The 15,687-nt window shown below is 33.6% G+C and carries 17 protein-coding genes and 1 tRNA gene; 14 read left to right on the forward strand and 4 right to left on the reverse strand.

Annotation, left to right across the window (positions count from 1 at the left end; all coding sequences use genetic code 11):
* Positions 1-80: 80 nt before the first annotated feature.
* From dut to CGC48_RS06605, 7 genes are all read left to right on the forward strand, one after another.
* On the forward strand, positions 81-515 hold the full coding sequence (gene dut / locus CGC48_RS06575; RefSeq protein WP_098028941.1) for a dUTP diphosphatase: 435 nt from the start codon (positions 81-83) through the stop codon (positions 513-515).
* Between the two features lie 27 nt (positions 516-542).
* The gene (locus CGC48_RS06580; RefSeq protein ID WP_098028942.1) at positions 543-1,298 is read left to right on the forward strand and encodes a DUF4292 domain-containing protein; all 756 of its coding nucleotides are present in this window, start codon (positions 543-545) and stop codon (positions 1,296-1,298) included.
* Between the two features lie 8 nt (positions 1,299-1,306).
* Positions 1,307-2,626 carry a murein hydrolase activator EnvC family protein gene (locus CGC48_RS06585; protein ID WP_232780466.1) on the forward strand — a complete coding sequence of 440 codons (1,320 nt, stop codon included), beginning with the start codon at positions 1,307-1,309 and terminating at the stop codon, positions 2,624-2,626.
* A gap of 18 nt (positions 2,627-2,644) precedes the next feature.
* Positions 2,645-3,070: a GNAT family N-acetyltransferase gene (locus CGC48_RS06590; protein WP_098028943.1), complete on the forward strand. Its 426-nt coding sequence runs from the start codon at positions 2,645-2,647 to the stop codon at positions 3,068-3,070.
* 96 nt (positions 3,071-3,166) lie between these two features.
* Positions 3,167-3,559: a 30S ribosome-binding factor RbfA gene (gene rbfA / locus CGC48_RS06595; protein ID WP_041993906.1), complete on the forward strand. Its 393-nt coding sequence runs from the start codon at positions 3,167-3,169 to the stop codon at positions 3,557-3,559.
* Between the two features lie 37 nt (positions 3,560-3,596).
* Positions 3,597-4,757 carry an ABC transporter permease gene (locus tag CGC48_RS06600; RefSeq protein ID WP_098028944.1) on the forward strand — a complete coding sequence of 387 codons (1,161 nt, stop codon included), beginning with the start codon at positions 3,597-3,599 and terminating at the stop codon, positions 4,755-4,757.
* A gap of 20 nt (positions 4,758-4,777) precedes the next feature.
* Positions 4,778-5,005 (forward strand): SemiSWEET family transporter, encoded by a 228-nt coding sequence (locus CGC48_RS06605; protein ID WP_098028945.1) that lies wholly within the window; start codon positions 4,778-4,780, stop codon positions 5,003-5,005.
* Positions 5,006-5,075: 70 nt separating this feature from the next.
* Here CGC48_RS06605 and CGC48_RS06610 read toward each other — a convergent pair whose 3' ends face one another.
* Positions 5,076-5,810, reverse strand: a complete 735-nt coding sequence (locus tag CGC48_RS06610) for a hypothetical protein (RefSeq protein WP_098028946.1) — start codon at positions 5,808-5,810, stop codon at positions 5,076-5,078.
* A gap of 101 nt (positions 5,811-5,911) precedes the next feature.
* Positions 5,912-6,430 (reverse strand): hypothetical protein, encoded by a 519-nt coding sequence (locus CGC48_RS06615; protein WP_098028947.1) that lies wholly within the window; start codon positions 6,428-6,430, stop codon positions 5,912-5,914.
* 412 nt (positions 6,431-6,842) lie between these two features.
* Here CGC48_RS06615 and CGC48_RS06620 point away from each other — a divergent pair, with 412 nt between their 5' ends.
* Positions 6,843-7,346: a hypothetical protein gene (locus CGC48_RS06620; protein ID WP_098028948.1), complete on the forward strand. Its 504-nt coding sequence runs from the start codon at positions 6,843-6,845 to the stop codon at positions 7,344-7,346.
* Between the two features lie 13 nt (positions 7,347-7,359).
* Entirely contained in the window at positions 7,360-8,097 is a 738-nt protein-coding gene (locus CGC48_RS06625) for an LVIVD repeat-containing protein (protein ID WP_232780467.1), read from the forward strand.
* A gap of 133 nt (positions 8,098-8,230) precedes the next feature.
* On the opposite strand, the gene CGC48_RS06630 is transcribed toward CGC48_RS06625, so the two are convergent.
* Both CGC48_RS06630 and CGC48_RS11735 read right to left on the reverse strand, forming a co-directional pair.
* Positions 8,231-8,306: transfer RNA gene (locus CGC48_RS06630), tRNA-His, on the reverse strand.
* 105 nt (positions 8,307-8,411) lie between these two features.
* On the reverse strand, positions 8,412-8,579 hold the full coding sequence (locus CGC48_RS11735) for a DUF5522 domain-containing protein (RefSeq protein WP_018278660.1): 168 nt from the start codon (positions 8,577-8,579) through the stop codon (positions 8,412-8,414).
* A gap of 205 nt (positions 8,580-8,784) precedes the next feature.
* Between CGC48_RS11735 and CGC48_RS06635 the strand changes: the two genes are divergently transcribed.
* The 5 genes from CGC48_RS06635 (at position 8,785) to CGC48_RS06655 (ending at position 15,680) form a co-directional block, all read left to right on the forward strand.
* The gene (locus CGC48_RS06635) at positions 8,785-9,324 is read left to right on the forward strand and encodes a septal ring lytic transglycosylase RlpA family protein (RefSeq protein ID WP_232780468.1); all 540 of its coding nucleotides are present in this window, start codon (positions 8,785-8,787) and stop codon (positions 9,322-9,324) included.
* A gap of 119 nt (positions 9,325-9,443) precedes the next feature.
* Positions 9,444-10,769 carry a sodium:proton antiporter NhaD gene (gene nhaD / locus CGC48_RS06640; protein WP_098028950.1) on the forward strand — a complete coding sequence of 442 codons (1,326 nt, stop codon included), beginning with the start codon at positions 9,444-9,446 and terminating at the stop codon, positions 10,767-10,769.
* Positions 10,770-10,814: 45 nt separating this feature from the next.
* A complete protein-coding gene (locus tag CGC48_RS06645) occupies positions 10,815-11,429 on the forward strand; it encodes a hypothetical protein (protein WP_098028951.1) in 615 nt (204 codons plus the stop codon).
* A 202-nt stretch (positions 11,430-11,631) separates the two neighbouring features.
* On the forward strand, positions 11,632-14,667 hold the full coding sequence (locus CGC48_RS06650; protein WP_098028952.1) for a leucine--tRNA ligase: 3,036 nt from the start codon (positions 11,632-11,634) through the stop codon (positions 14,665-14,667).
* 80 nt (positions 14,668-14,747) lie between these two features.
* Positions 14,748-15,680, forward strand: a complete 933-nt coding sequence (locus CGC48_RS06655) for an adenylate/guanylate cyclase domain-containing protein (protein ID WP_098028953.1) — start codon at positions 14,748-14,750, stop codon at positions 15,678-15,680.
* The last annotated feature ends 7 nt before the right edge of the window (positions 15,681-15,687 follow it).

Consider the following 15,687-nt stretch of genomic DNA (forward strand, 5'->3'; position numbering starts at 1 on the left):
ATTAGAAGACTCAAAGGTACAGATTTTTTTCGATTTCTGAACTATTTTTGGTACTTTTGTCCTCATTAAGTCCAAGAATTATGATAGTTAAAATTAAAAATATTTCGCAAAATTCGATACCTTGTTACCAAACAGAAGACTCGGCAGGAATGGATATTCGAGCTTCTTTGGATAAACCCATCGTTTTGAAACCTTTGGAAAGAATTGTGGTAAAAACGGGCTTGTTTTTGGAAATTCCTAAAGGATACGAGGTGCAAATTCGCCCCAGAAGTGGTTTGGCGGCCAAACACGGGATTACAGTTTTAAATAGCCCTGGAACTATTGATGCTGACTATCGTGGTGAAATTGGCGTGATTTTAGTAAATCTTTCTAATGAGCCATTTACTATTGAAAACGGAGAACGAATAGCTCAAATGGTTTTTGCTAAATATGAAAAAGCAAAGCTCGAAGAAACTACAGAACTTTCTGATACTGAAAGAGGAACTGGAGGTTTTGGAAGTACAGGAAGCAAATAAAAATCTCCATTAATTTAAATTGAAATAATGAAAAAAATAATTACTTTTTTAACAATTTGTTTGTTTTTAGTAGCTTGTAAGTCGAAAAAAAATGTAATTTCTTCCGAGGAAGTAAATACAAGTTTAAAGGCTAAAGAAATTGTAGAGTGGCATAAACGTTCTTTTCCTGAGTTTGAGACCCTAAGCGGCAGCGTTTTTGCTTCTTACGATGGTGGAGATGGAGCTCAAAGCCTCTCACTTAGTTTTCGTATGCAAAAGGACAAGGCTATTTGGCTTTCTGCACCACTGGGAATTGCAAAAGTGTACATAACTCCACAAAGGGCAAGTTATTACAATAGACTTGAGAATGTCCATTTTGATGGAGATTTCTCTTACATCAGTAAATTATTAGGATTTGAAGTAAACTTTGAAAATTTACAAAACTTGTTGTTAGGACAATCTATCTACCCGCTGACAAAAGAAGCAAAGTTATTACAAACGGATAATCAGTATTATCTTTTGGAAATGCAAAAAACTCCAAATATCAATGTTGTATATGGAGTTAATCCTGGAAATTTCCGTCTTGGTTTTTTTGACGTTTTAGAAAAAGATTCAGCAACTAATGGCAAAGTACAATTTTCATACCAACAAGTTGATAATGTTTTAATTCCTAATACGATAAAAATAAATACTTTACAAGGGAATCAGAATATAACTATTGAGCTTGATTTTAACGGAATGAAAGTCAATGAAAAAGTAAATTTTCCGTTTAAAATTCCCTCAGGAACAAAAGAAATTAAATGATATTGAAAATGAAGCAACTAAATTGTTTTCAAACTTGCAAATTTCGTCATTCAAATATTTGGAATTTTAACTTTCAAATACTTGGGTTGTATCGTTTTCAAATATTATTTCTGTTGTTTCCCTTTTTTCTTTCTGCACAAACCAAACAAAAGGACTTGGAAAATCGGAAAAAAGCCATCATTGAGCAAATTAAACAAATGTCTGAATTACGTGCCCAACAGACCAAACAACGCAAATCCACTATTTTGCAGATTGAAGAAGCTAATGAAAAAATTCAGGCACGTACACGACTTATCCAAATTACACAACAACAAGCAAATCTGATTTCTAAAGAGATAGATGATAATGAAAAATCATTAACAACCCTGCAAAAGGAATTAAAATTTCACAAACAAGAGTATGCGAAACTCATAAAACAATCCTATAAGAGCAAATCTTCACAAAACCGATTGATGTTTTTGCTTTCCTCCGAAAGTTTTTGGCAAGTTTACAAACGATTTTCGTATATGAAACAATATGCTGAGTATCGTAAAAAACAAGTAAATGAAATCCAAACAAAATCAGAAAAAATAAAACAAATTAACAATGAGCTTGTTATACAACGTAATGAGAAAAATGTTGTTTTAGAAGAAAATAGAAAAGAAGAGCAAACACTCTTGCAAGAAAAGAAAGAATTGGAAGTTTTGGCAACCAATATACGTCAAAAAGAACGTAATTACGAAAAGCAAATCCGTGAGAAACAAAAACAAGCTGATGCCATTGATCGTGAAATTCAGAAACTTATCCGATTAGCTATCATTGAAGCCAACAAAAGAGAAAAAGCTCTTAACTCAAAAGGAAAAGATAAAACGGAAAGCCAAGCGATGACTTCAGGCGAGATTTCTTTTGTGTTAACTCCTGAATCTAAAAAAGTAGCCAATAATTTTGAAGCCAATAAAGGGAACTTAGTTTGGCCTGTGGTAAAAGGGTATAAATCACAAGGTTTTGGAACGTACAGCGATCCCGTATATCCCGATGTGAAGCATTACAACAATGGTGTTACCATCGCTACGGAAAAGGGGGCTGAAGCACGGTCTGTTTTTGAAGGAGAAGTGTCAGCCATTCAGTCTATTCCAGGAAGTAATAAAGTAGTGCAAGTGCGTCACGGAAATTACATTTCTATTTATTACAATCTCACAGATGTTTACGTAAAAAAAGGAGATAAAGTGAAGACAAAAGAAGCTTTAGGAAAAATTTTCACAGATAGCAACGGGAAAACAGAAATGAAGTTCTTTTTGTACAAAAATACAACTCGGCTTAATCCAGAATATTGGATACACAGAATGTAATTTTATAAGAATAAACCTATGAAAATATTTTTTCTTGAGAAGACAAATATAACATCATCAATTGAAAAACAGATACAAGATTTGTTTTCCGAACTCTCTGACATGCAAACAGTTTCTTTGGAGAAACTTTTTAGTCTTGCCCAAAGTCCGTACATCGCTTTATGCACTGATGAAAATAAAATCGTTGGAATGGCCACAATGGCTGTTTATGATGTTATTTCAGGTCGAAAAGCTTGGATTGAAGATGTGGTAGTTTCGTCAAATTACAGAAAGAAAGGAATTGGTGAACGTCTTACACAATTTTTAATTGAAAAAGCTAAGGAATTGGAAGTTAATATGCTACTATTGTATTCGAATCCAAAACGTGAAGCGGCTCATCGTCTGTACAAGCGAATGGGATTTTTAGAGAAAGGTAGTACACTTTTTTCTATGGCTATCAAGTAGTTAAGTTCAAAGTATATTAATTGTTTGAAATCAACACGATAACTTTTTTGAATTCTTAATTCTTCTTTTTCAACTTAAATCATTTATCTTTGCCATATGGAAAGTAACAGACAAAAAAAAATAGCGGGTATCATTCAAGAAGAACTTGCCAAGATATTACAGCAGTCAATTCGTGATGCAGGTCAGCATAATTTACTCATTTCTGTAACTAAAGTGAATATTACAGTAGATTTATCTGTGGCAAAAGTTTATTTGAGTGTATTCCCAGAGGAAAAAGCTCCTGAAATTCTTAAAGGGTTGATATCCAATACACCAATGATTAAGCACGAATTATCACAAATTACAAAAAATCAATTCAGACGTATGCCTGATTTACTATTTTATGTAGATGATTCTTTGCAATATATTGAAGGTATTGAAAAATCGCTCAAAGGTGAAGAAAATCCGATAGAAAATCGTGATTTGCTTTACAAACGAAAAAAATCATAAGTTTTTGAAGGCTGTCTTTCACATAGCAAAACGCTATATGATTGCGAAAAGTTCGCAAAATGTCATTAATATCATCAATTGGGTTACGGCTTTAGTGGTGGTCATTGGTGGGGCAGCTTTGTTCATTGTTCTGGCGGGATTTGCTGGTTTGAAGACGTTTACGCTTTCGTTTTCCTCTGTATTTGACCCTGATTTAAAGATATTTCCGAAAATAGGAAAAACCATTACAATTTCTGAAGAAGAAATAACAAAATTAAGAAACACTAAAGAAATTGCAAACTTCAGCCAGATAATTGAAGAACAAGTGTTTCTAAATCATAAAGAGAAAAATCACATTGCTTACATAAAAGGAGTTGATGAAAACTATTCTTCTGTAAATGAGGTTGATAGTATTCTTGTTTTGGGAACTTGGGATGTTAGTCCGCCCAGTGTTGTAATTGGTGCTACTATCTTCAATCATTTGGGATTGGCTTTTTTTGATGGTTCTTCTCCTTTGCAAATTGTTGTGCCTAAGGCAGGTAAAGGAAGTATAACGCAGGAAGCAAAACCTTATCGCGAAACATTTGCTACAATTTCAGGAATTTATCAAATAACAGAAGAATTAGATAAAAAATACGTATTTTCTTCATTGTCAGAAGCTCAGTATGTTTTGGGTTTGCAATCAAATCAAGTTTCAGCCATTGAGGTAAAATTGCCAGAAAATGTAGCCGAAGAAGAAGCTACTGAAGCGATTCATTCCGTTTTCGGAGATAAAGTCATTGTAAAGAACAGAGCCCAACTTAATGATGCATTATATCGAATGTTAAATACTGAAAATGTTGCTATCTATCTGATTTTTATATTGGTACTCATCATAGCTTTTTTTAATTTAGTTGGGGCTATTATAATGATGATTTTGGATAAGAAGAAGGACTTAAAAACGCTATACGCCTTAGGAATGACAGAAAAACAAATGCAGCAAATATTTTTTCTGCAAGGTACAATGGTTTCGGTTATTGGTGCGTGTGTTGGGGTTGTATTGGGTATTATTATCGTATTTCTACAAAAGAAATTTGAGTGGATTATGATAAGCTCTACGCTTCCGTATCCTGTTGAAATTGAATGGATAAATATTTTAGTTGTTTTTGGGACAATTGTAATTTTAGGAGTTTTAGCTTCGTTTTTAGCTTCTTCGAGGGTGCGAATTGCTCAAAAATAAAAACCTAAAAAATAGAAACAATGATTGATTTGATTGGTTATGTTGCTTCATTTTTTGTTGTGATTAGTTTTCTGATTAAGGACAACATACTGTACATACGTTTCACCAATTTGGTTGGCTGCATTCTTTTTGTTATTTACGGATTTTTGATAGATAGTATTCCGATTATTTTGCCTAATGCTTTCTTGGTTTTTGTGCAAGTTTTTTATATTTTGAAAAAGAACAAAGAGAATCAAAACAAAAAATAAAAGTTTTAGTCTTTTTAACAGATACAAGTTTTTATTCTTTGTTTTGATGTGGATTACAGACCTAAAAATTTTAAATTTTCCCCTCAACAAGCTGAAAACCTTCATTACGTAAAGTAGGCCATATTGCTTGTAACCAATGGGATTCTCCATAAAGCAGTAAGATTTTCTTATCTTTACTATCAATCAACAATTTTTCCAAATGCTCATTACGAAACTCCTGTGTGAAACGATACTTGCTGTTGCTTCTGTGTACATTAGGTATAGGGTTGCATTGGTAAGGAGCATTTAAAGGTGTGCTGTAATCGCACTCATCCAACGGAATTTCACCGTATTTTGCTTCATAACGGGCAATGATTTCCTCAAAACGTAAGTCGGCATTGGTGTCTGTCCTTTGTGAAACGCCTGTGTTATCCAAGGTTTGCCCTATATATTTTTTATAACATTTAGGCATAGACTTGTTATTTTCGTCGCTATAATTAGAAAGATGAAACCCTAAAAGTTTCCTACGTTTTAATCGCAATGTGTCCAACTGTCCTTTTCGAAGGGCGACAGTGTCTGTCAGTACTGCTTCGTAATAAATCTTATAACCTTGTTTGCGTTTTTCTGTAACAAAAGCTTTTACTTCATCATAATATGTTTGTTTGCCTAAGTGAGCCATTGGTATGTAAATTATCTCTCTGTCTCCCTTAACCATTACGCGTTTGTGTTTTAATGCTGATTTGGTCACTCCAAAAGTTTTTAGTAATAAGCACTGGCAAGAGCTGATTGAGAAGGCCAACAATATTATTAAAATAAATTTTTTCATAAGAATATTCTTTTTTAAGCAAAACCAATTTGGATATTTTCTTAGAATATATTAATTTCCAGACTCTTATGTATCTAAATTGGTTTGCAAATTAGTTGTTTTTAAAGGATTTTAGCTAAATCATCTATTATCTCCTTAACTGTTTCTACCCAACAGTTGAATTTACAAGCTCCTCTTCCTTTTGTTTTATTCCCATTCTCGTCTGTATACTTGTCATTGCATTTGTCAATACATTCTGCGTGGTTGTGGTCACCAGCTACTCCTGCATAGATTTCGGGAAAATTAGCATTCCTTGCTACAATGGCTTGTGCTATTTGTTGCTCAGCTACTTTATTTTCTATAAAGTTTTCAAAAGAAAGTTGGGAATCCAACCCAAAATAATTAAGCACATTTTCAGAAACCTCTTTACTTATCCAATTACCTTCCTCGTCAAAGGTTCCTTTAAAAGTAACATTTAGTTTTTCTATTCCCTTACCATCCTTACGTGGCAATTCAAGTACAGTTTCCACAACCTCTGTGTAAACAGAAGGTTCTTCATTTCTTTTTTCGTTACAACTAACAGCAAAAGCAATAATTCCACTAAAAAGGAATACATTTAAAAAGTTTCTAAAATTTTTCATAAAAAAAAATAATTTAATGACCTACAATCTCAGATGTGTTTTTTACACTTCAAGGCAGTCTTTGATTTTCGGTTGTTAATTTAATTCTACCTGATTTGAGTATGCATACTTATTTTTATTTTGCAAATATATAGAGCAAATATTAATATGCAAATTTTTTAATTTATTTTTTTAAAATATTTTTAATAAAATAGATTTTTTGTTGAAAAAATGATAAATGGGGAATGTTAAAAAAATACGAATAATTTAAAAGTTTTGCTGTGTAATGATGTAAAATTATGGTTAAAGCAATAAAAACAAATACTTGTTAAATTTTTTATAAAATAAGATTGCAGTTATTTTTATTCATTATAAATTGTTTGTTTTGGAAACAATTTATATCTTTGCGAAGAAGATTTTTTAAAGTAAAGTTATGAAAATTTATTTATTTTTTACATTGATGAGTTTTGCTCTTTTTTCTTGTCCTCATAGCAGAGATGATATTTATTATTCTGCTTATGAGCCTGAAATTATGGAACGTTCTGCTTTTGAAAATTCAATTACTTTGGTGAAAACCTCTGGAAATGCAAATGTTAAAAATGCAGGGAAAATCTATCTTAAGGATAGTTATATGTTCATTGGAGATACGAACAAAGGTTTCTACGTATACGATAACTCCAACCCAGAAAAACCTGAATTGAAAGTTTTTTTGAAAATACCAGGTGCAACGGATTTAGCCATCAGAGGAGATGTTATGTATGTTAATCAGGTGGTGGATTTGGTGGCATTCAGTTTTGATATTTCTCAAAATAAGATTACAATTCACGATCGTATCCGAAATACCTTTCCTGCGCTTAGGTCGCCCGATGGTTATTATCCGGTTTCTTCGGAAGGCAAGGTGGTGGTAGATTGGCATAAAAAAGTTAAAAACAATTAAAATTCCTAATGATATGAGAAAGATATTTTTTGTGCTATTGTTTGTTGTAATGGCAATTTCTTGTAGTAAAGAATCTAATAATGATGCGTTTACAAAAAGCTCGGATAGTGTAGGCGGTTCGTTGGCTACATTTTCTTTGGTTGGTGATTATCTGTATGTGGTGGATTCAGGAAGGTTAAATGTTTTTTCTGTTCAGAATCCTACAAATCCATCAAAAGTAAACACAATTTACGTTGGTTTTGATATTGAAACCTTGTTTTCATTGAATGAATTTTTGTTCATTGGCTCAAGAAGCGGAATGTATATTTATTCGATTGAAAAACCTGAATCACCCGAAAAATTATCTGAGTATAGGCATTTTAACGCTTGTGACCCCGTAGTTGCAAATGCTTCACACGCTTTTGTTACACTGCATTCCAATAGTTTTTGTGGTAATAATCTGAATGTGTTACAAGTATATGATATTGGAAATCTAAAAAATCCTGTAAAAATTCACGAAAGAAATTTGACTCAGCCCAAAGGACTTGCTTTAAAAGGTGATTATTTGGTGATTTGTGATGATGATTTGAAGTTTTTTGATGTAAAAAATCCAGCAAATCCAATACTTGTTCATTCGGAAAATAAAAGCTTTAAAGATGTGATTTTTTATGAGAATAAGCTTTTTGCTTTTGGAGAAAGAGAAATTACTCAATATGCTTGGACTAAGGAAGATTTTTCAGATTTGTATGTAATTAGTACAACAAGATATTAATATTCGAAAAAAATATTGACAAAATGAGAGAATAAAAAACTCTCATTTTGATGTATAATGAAAAAAAGAGTGATTTTTCTAGAAAAATCACTCTTTTTTAGTAACCATAAAATTTTAAAATGTGAAAATGTTTGGGTGGAATACCGGGCTCGAACCGGCGACCTTCGGAACCACAATCCGACGCTCTAACCAACTGAGCTAAAACCACCATTTCATATGCGAGTGCAAAGGTAGTAATTCTTTTCTTATTTGCAAAAAAAATATTGCTGAAAAAATTATTTTTTTTTCTCTTTAACGGAATGATAAATGTTTTTCTATTTGTGTTTTTTCTCAACCTTTCCTGTTTTTTTATTGTATCCATATGGGCAATGTTTACAGCCACTCTGGCAACAATATCCTCTTTTTAAGAGGTATGATTCTTTGAAAATTTTATATCCTTTTTCAGAATAATAAAAGTCGTTATTTTCTTCTTTTTCTTTCATTTTGCTTGTGAAAATTATTTCTGTGTTACAAAGTTAACTCAATAGAGTAGGTGAAAAATAATATTTTTTCTCATTATTTTTTACTAAGCTTAAACATCTCTTCAAAATCCAAGCCAATAATTATTTTTTGTTGTAAACTTTTATTTTTAAGAAATCTCGTTAAGATTCTGAAAAATAAATATTTTTGCAAAAAAAATGAAAAGAAATGAAACAGAAAATTAGAAAATTACTTACATTTTTATTCCTGATAGGAAGCATAACAGCTTGTAGTGGACAAAAAACTTATAAAGAAAACTCTAAAAAACAAACTACAAAAATGAAAAGTACAAAAACTTCTAAAAGGAATATTTCGACTAAAAAAGAAAAAACGAAATTTCAAAAGGGAAAAGATTCTAAGAAGGCGTCGCACCAAAAAGATGCTAAAAATGTAGTTCTTGCTCCAACAGAATCTTATAAAAAACAAGTGATTGCTACTTATTATCACGATAAATTTAACGGGCGAAAAACAGCTAATGGTACCATCTTCGATAATAGCAAACAGACTGCCGCACATCGAACATTGCCTTTTGAGACAAAACTCAAGGTAATTAATCGTGTAAATGGTAAATGGATTTATGTTATCGTAAATGATCGAGGTCCGGTGAAGAAAACCCGAGAAATAGACCTTACTCGAAGAGCTTTTATGGATATTACCGATGATACAAATAAGGGAGAGCTACTCGTAGATATTGAGATAGTGAAATAACTTTTCTCTACATACTCTTCAATTTTCTGTAAAAAAAGATAGTAAAGGTTTTACATATGCTCTTTTATATTACATTTGCACCCAAAATAAAAATATTTTAATATTCAAATCATTGAATTATGGAAATTTGGGTTATTGCCATATTTTTTATTGGTTATCTTTTTATTACCATTGAGCATCAGGTAAAAATTGACAAAACAATTTCGGCTTTAGGAATGGCTTCGGTTTGTTGGGCTTTGTTGAAAACAGCTAATCTTGTTGTTTTTGATGTTAGTAGCGAAGGACTTGTTCCTATCAACACAACGGATAATGCTTCAGCAATTGACGCTATTTTATTGCATCATTTGGGTAAAATTGGGGAAATTCTTTTCTTCCTCATTGGTGCAATGACTATTGTTGAAATTATTGATATGCATCGAGGCTTTGAAATCATTAAAAAGATTATAAAAACTAGAAAAAAGAAAAAGCTCCTCTGGATTTTAGGTATTGTAGCATTTTTTCTATCTGCTTTGATTGATAATCTTACGGCAACAATTGTATTGATTTCCATTGTTCGCAAATTGGTTCCACTTCGCACGGAACGAATGTGGTATGTGTCGCTTGTGGTTATCGCAGCCAACGCAGGTGGAGCTTGGTCACCTATTGGAGATGTAACGACAACAATGCTTTGGATGGCAGATAAGGTAACACCTGCTAAATTGACAGAATATGTACTTATGCCTTCTATTATTTGCTTTGCAGTGCCGTTTTTAATAGCTTCTTTTCTTCCTGTTTTTCAGGGACGTTTGGATATTCCACGCTCTGACAAAACACAGGCTTTTAAAAGTAGTTTACCTGTAGTCATTATTGGCTTTGTATCGATTATTTTTGTTCCGATTTTCAAAACAATAACGGGTTTGCCTCCTTATATGGGAATGCTCTTCGCCTTAGCAACGATGTGGTTTTTCTCGGAATTACTCAAGCCAATTAAGGAATTAGATGAAGATACGGCAGTTTCATTTTCTCCGCATAAGGCATTGTCTCGCATTGAAATGTCGAGTATTTTATTTTTCTTAGGAATTCTGCTTGGTGTGGCAGCTTTGGAGTCTATCGGAGTGCTTTATAATTTTGCAAATGTACTGAATCAAACCATTCCTAATCAAAATATTGTAGTTGCTTTGTTAGGAATTGGATCGGCAGTGATTGATAATGTTCCACTTGTTGCAGCAAGTATTGGAATGTTTCAAGAGCCCATCGATAGTGGATTATGGCATTTTATTGCTTTTGCAGCAGGAACAGGCGGAAGTTTGCTTATCATCGGTTCGGCAGCGGGAGTAGCGGCAATGGGTATGGAAAAAATTGACTTCTTCTGGTATACTAAAAATATTTTATGGTTGGCATTTATTGGTTTTCTGTCAGGATTTCTTTTTTTAGTGTTGTTGGAGAGTTTTCACGTTTTTGGTTAAAAAAATATTTTTTTAGTTCAGTAGTAATTTTAAATTTTAATAGTTATGGTAAAAGCAAAGTATGTTTTAGGAATATTTTTTGTGTTGGCGATAAGTCTTCTGAGTTGCAAGAAAGATGATAATTCGGAAGAAGTTCCTCAATTGGAGCCACCTTATATTCGTGTGAAAGTAGATGGTGAGTGGTGGATTGCAAAGGAGAAGTTGGAGGATTTCAGACTTTATCCAGGGTTTGGACCATCAAAAGCGGTATATCTTTGGGAAATGGAAGCGAAAGGTATTAATAAAAACGCTTGGGAAGATGATCTTTATGAGTTTAAGATTCGTTTCCCTTTCAGAGAAAAGCCTCAGGTTGGAAAAACGTATGCTTTTAAGTTGTCTAATCCCCAAGAAATAAATTTTGGACTAAGTTTTATTCGTAAATCCCCAAGATACGAAAGATATTCATCTCATATTGTAACTCGTGTCAATGGTGTTGTTAGCAATGTAGAATCTTTTCCTATAACCGTCACAATAACAGAGTTAAAACAATTGCAAATAAGCCCTGAGGGAGAGGCAGAATATCTTGTTTCGGGTACATTTTCTGGTAAAATGATACATAAAGAAAGCAAAAGAGTGATTGAAATTACAGATGGAGAATTCAAATCAGTAATTAAGAAGTAATTTCATTCTGAAAGAAAAATAACTTATGAAAAAGAGTCGTTCATTTCGGTGAGCGACTCTTTTTACTTAATCTCTCTTTCAAAGTTTAGATTTAAGCATATTACTATTTAGAATATATTATTACTTTGCCAGAAATTCCCTATTTTTGTGCCTTTAATCAGATTATTAACAAATTAAAATAACCGCGTATGCGGTCTGCACTATGAACTACAACCATAAAGACATCGAAGCCAAATGGCAAAAATATTGGTCAGAAAACCAAACTTTTAAAACAGAAAACTATTCAGAAAAACCGAAATTTTATGTATTAGATATGTTTCCGTATCCATCGGGAGCGGGGTTGCACGTGGGGCATCCACTTGGGTATATTGCATCGGATATTTTCGCACGATACAAACGTCACAAAGGCTTTAATGTGTTGCATCCGCAAGGGTACGATTCGTTTGGATTACCTGCCGAGCAATACGCCATACAAACAGGGCAACACCCCGAAAAAACCACTCGTGAAAACATTGCTCGTTACCGTGAACAGCTCGACAAAATTGGCTTTTCGTTCGATTGGAGTAGAGAAGTAAGGACTTCAAATGCTGATTATTACAAATGGACACAATGGATTTTTATTCAATTGTTTCATTCGTGGTATAACAACACTACCAATAAAGCGGAAGATATCCAAACACTTGTTCAGCATTTCGAGAAATTCGGAACGGAAAACCTAAATGCGGCTCAGACCGAAGAGCTTCACTTTACCGCTGAGCAATGGAAAAATTACAGCGAAGAAGAAAAACAAAACATTCTACTCAATTATCGTTTGGCGTTTCGTGCCGAAACTACCGTTAATTGGTGTCCGGCTTTGGGAACCGTTTTAGCGAACGATGAGGTGGTAAATGGCGTTTCGGAACGAGGTGGATATCCTGTTTTTCAAAAGAAAATGACGCAATGGAGTATGCGTATTACCGCCTATTCCGAGCGATTGTTGCAAGGCTTAGAAACGGTGGATTGGAGTGAATCCGTAAAAGAAAGCCAACGCAATTGGATAGGAAAATCAAAAGGGGCGTTAATCAAGTTTAAAGTTCTAAGTTCAAAGTCCCAAGACCTTGAACCTGAAACTTCAAACGTTGAACATATTACCGTTTTTACAACAAGACCCGACACCATTTTCGGCGTAACTTATCTCACTTTGGCTCCCGAACACGAATTGGTTTTACAAATTACAACCGAAGCACAAAAACAAGCCGTTTTGGATTATATCGAAGCGACTTCCAAGCGTTCGGAAAGAGATAGAATGGCGGATACCAAAACTATTTCGGGAGTGTTTACGGGAGCTTATGCTGTCTGCCCAGCAACAGGCTATTACTTGCCAATTTGGATAGGCGACTATGTATTAGCAGGTTACGGAACGGGGGCGGTAATGGCAGTTCCTGCGGGAGATGAACGTGATTATGCTTTTGCAAAACATTTTGCAGGTGCGGAAGGAATGCCTGAAATCATCAATATTTTTGATAAAGATATTTCAGAAAACGCATTTACTGAAAAAGGTGGTTTCAAATTGCAAAATTCGGATTTTCTCAACGGAATGGATTACGAAGAAGCTACTGAAAAAATCCTTGAAGAATTGGAAAAAACGGGAGTAGGGAAGGCTAAAATCAACTACCGACAAAGAGATGCTATTTTCTCGCGTCAGCGGTATTGGGGCGAACCTGTGCCTGTTTATTATAAAAACGGAATGCCTTACACGTTGCCGCTTTCAGCCTTGCCGTTGGAACTTCCTGAAGTGGAAAAATACCTCCCAACCGAAGATGGCGACCCACCATTAGGGAACGCAAAAGAATACGCTTGGAACGAAGCCGAAGAGAAAATCGTAAGTACTGATTTGATTGACAATCAAACGGTTTTTCCTTTGGAACTTTCTACGATGCCGGGTTGGGCGGGGTCGTCTTGGTATTGGCTTCGTTATATGGACGCACACAATGAAAAGGAATTTGCCTCGCAAGATAGCCTAAATTATTGGCAAAATGTAGATTTGTACATCGGTGGAAGCGAGCACGCCACAGGGCATTTATTGTATTCTCGTTTTTGGAATAAGTTCCTGAAAGACAGAGGATTTATACAAGCCGAAGAGCCTTTCCAAAAGATGATAAATCAAGGAATGATTTTGGGAACAAGTGCGTTTGCCAATATTTTGTTACCATATCCTAGTGCTGATGAGGATAAATTAAAAGAGTTTATAAAAGATTACTCAGCTAACATTTATATTTCCAAAAAAATATCGGACTTTATTAAGGGACGAGTTTCTGTAAAAAACATTGATAATAGTTACTTAAAAGGAGAAATTGTTAAAATTTATAGACAATTTATTGATGATATTGGTGAAGAAAACTTTTACATAGAAAAGGTAGAAAACTTCTTTCATATAAATGTTTCTGCTGTAAATTTGGATGATAGTATTGATTTTGAAAAATTAAAAAAGGTTGAAGATTTTGTTCGTTATATCAATTTTGAAAAAAATATGATTACTGAGGAAGATGGAAATTTTATAACATCTCGTGAGGTCGAAAAAATGTCGAAATCAAAATATAATGTCGTGAATCCTGATGATATTTGTGAGCAATACGGAGCCGATACATTGCGTTTGTATGAAATGTTTTTAGGTCCGTTGGAACAGGCAAAACCTTGGAATACCGCAGGAATTACGGGCGTTTCAGGCTTCTTGAAGAAGTTTTATAACTTGTATTTTGATGGCGATGTGGTTTCCATTTCTGATGAAGAACCGACCAAAGAAGAATACAAAATCTTGCATACGCTCATCAAAAAAGTGGAGTACGACATTGAGAATTTCTCGTTCAATACTTCGGTATCGGCATTTATGATTGCGGTAAATGAATTGCAAAAAATCAAATGCAACAAACGAGCGATTTTAGAACCAATGGCAGTGCTGATTTCGCCGTATGCACCGCACATTGCCGAAGAACTTTGGGAAGTTTTAGGTCATAATGAAAGCATTAGCCGAGTGCCGTTCCCTACTTTTGAAGAGAAATATTTGGTAGAAAGTACGAAAGAATATCCAGTGTCGTTCAACGGAAAAGTGCGTTTCAAAATCGAATTGCCTTTGGATATGCCCAACGAAGAAGTGGAAAAAATCATCTTGGCAGACGAACGCACCCAAGCCCAACTTGGTGGCAGCCCTCCGAAAAAAATCATCGTAGTAAAAGGGAAAATCGTGAATGTGGTGGTGTAGAGAAATTTTAAGTTATTAAAACCACGTTATAGAGAATGAGGTATTTTACCTCATTCTTAATTTAAAATAAAGACAAAACTATGAATAAAAAAGACTTTCTTGACATAATACGCAATGATATTAAAGATGTGAAAAATACATCATTTGGATATGCCACTACTCAAAATGTTCCCTCGAGAGATGGTCAGGGGTTAACATTTGAAAGTGGAGTTACTAAAAGAGGTAAAATAATAAAAACTTGCGTATTGTATGTAGATATAAGAAATTCAGTATCTCTGTATGATGACCACAGAATCAATACAATGGGAAAAATCTATACTGCTTTTTACAAATCTATGCTAAAAATCGCACAACAACACAACGGTTTCGTTAGAAATATTATAGGTGATAGGGTAATGATTGTTTTTCCTGCCAATAATTGTTTTACCAATGTTGTAGATTGTGCTATATCCATTAACCATACCTCGAAGATAATGAGAGAGGTTTTTACTAATGTAGATTTCAAATGTGGTATTGGTATAGATTATGGAGAAATGAAAGTTATAAAAGTAGGTATACAAAGACAAGGTAATGAAAATATAGAAAATAAAAACTTGGTATGGGTAGGCAAACCAGCCAATATTGCTTCAAGATTAACCGATGTAGCAAATAAAGAAATAGAGAGAGTTAAAGTAAAATATAAAAGTTTTATTCCTTCTTATTTAGAATTCCGTTCATTTAATATAAAATCAGGACAACCATTGGAAGAAATAGTATCCCACGAAGGGTTTTCTAAAAATTTATCTTATAATAATGGAAAGTTTCAATATAATAATCAAGATATTCTTAACTTTGAAAAAGAAAAAATTTCTTTTCCTCCCATCCTAATGACAGCAACTGTTTTTAATGGATATAAGAGGGAAAATCCAAATATAAAAAGTATCAGAGAAAATTTTTGGAAAAAACAACTTAATCATAAGATAAAAAATGTGTCTGAAGAAGTTTATGGTGGAGTTGTTATATGGAAAATATAACAATGAA

The organism is Capnocytophaga cynodegmi (genome assembly GCF_002302475.1).
GTDB classification, from domain to species: domain Bacteria; phylum Bacteroidota; class Bacteroidia; order Flavobacteriales; family Flavobacteriaceae; genus Capnocytophaga; species Capnocytophaga cynodegmi.

Excerpts from the sequence above, each read along its gene's own strand:
- dut (WP_098028941.1), top strand. The coding sequence starts at position 81 with ATGATAGTTAAAATTAAAAATATTTCGCAAAATTCGATACCTTGTTAC.
- CGC48_RS06580 (WP_098028942.1), top strand. The coding sequence starts at position 543 with ATGAAAAAAATAATTACTTTTTTAACAATTTGTTTGTTTTTAGTAGCT.
- CGC48_RS06585 (WP_232780466.1), top strand. The coding sequence starts at position 1,307 with ATGAAGCAACTAAATTGTTTTCAAACTTGCAAATTTCGTCATTCAAAT.
- CGC48_RS06590 (WP_098028943.1), top strand. The coding sequence starts at position 2,645 with ATGAAAATATTTTTTCTTGAGAAGACAAATATAACATCATCAATTGAA.
- rbfA (WP_041993906.1), top strand. The coding sequence starts at position 3,167 with ATGGAAAGTAACAGACAAAAAAAAATAGCGGGTATCATTCAAGAAGAA.
- CGC48_RS06600 (WP_098028944.1), top strand. The coding sequence starts at position 3,597 with ATGATTGCGAAAAGTTCGCAAAATGTCATTAATATCATCAATTGGGTT.
- CGC48_RS06605 (WP_098028945.1), top strand. The coding sequence starts at position 4,778 with ATGATTGATTTGATTGGTTATGTTGCTTCATTTTTTGTTGTGATTAGT.
- CGC48_RS06610 (WP_098028946.1), bottom strand. The coding sequence starts at position 5,810 with ATGAAAAAATTTATTTTAATAATATTGTTGGCCTTCTCAATCAGCTCT.
- CGC48_RS06615 (WP_098028947.1), bottom strand. The coding sequence starts at position 6,430 with ATGAAAAATTTTAGAAACTTTTTAAATGTATTCCTTTTTAGTGGAATT.
- CGC48_RS06620 (WP_098028948.1), top strand. The coding sequence starts at position 6,843 with ATGAAAATTTATTTATTTTTTACATTGATGAGTTTTGCTCTTTTTTCT.
- CGC48_RS06625 (WP_232780467.1), top strand. The coding sequence starts at position 7,360 with ATGAGAAAGATATTTTTTGTGCTATTGTTTGTTGTAATGGCAATTTCT.
- CGC48_RS11735 (WP_018278660.1), bottom strand. The coding sequence starts at position 8,579 with ATGAAAGAAAAAGAAGAAAATAACGACTTTTATTATTCTGAAAAAGGA.
- CGC48_RS06635 (WP_232780468.1), top strand. The coding sequence starts at position 8,785 with ATGAAACAGAAAATTAGAAAATTACTTACATTTTTATTCCTGATAGGA.
- nhaD (WP_098028950.1), top strand. The coding sequence starts at position 9,444 with ATGGAAATTTGGGTTATTGCCATATTTTTTATTGGTTATCTTTTTATT.
- CGC48_RS06645 (WP_098028951.1), top strand. The coding sequence starts at position 10,815 with ATGGTAAAAGCAAAGTATGTTTTAGGAATATTTTTTGTGTTGGCGATA.
- CGC48_RS06650 (WP_098028952.1), top strand. The coding sequence starts at position 11,632 with ATGAACTACAACCATAAAGACATCGAAGCCAAATGGCAAAAATATTGG.
- CGC48_RS06655 (WP_098028953.1), top strand. The coding sequence starts at position 14,748 with ATGAATAAAAAAGACTTTCTTGACATAATACGCAATGATATTAAAGAT.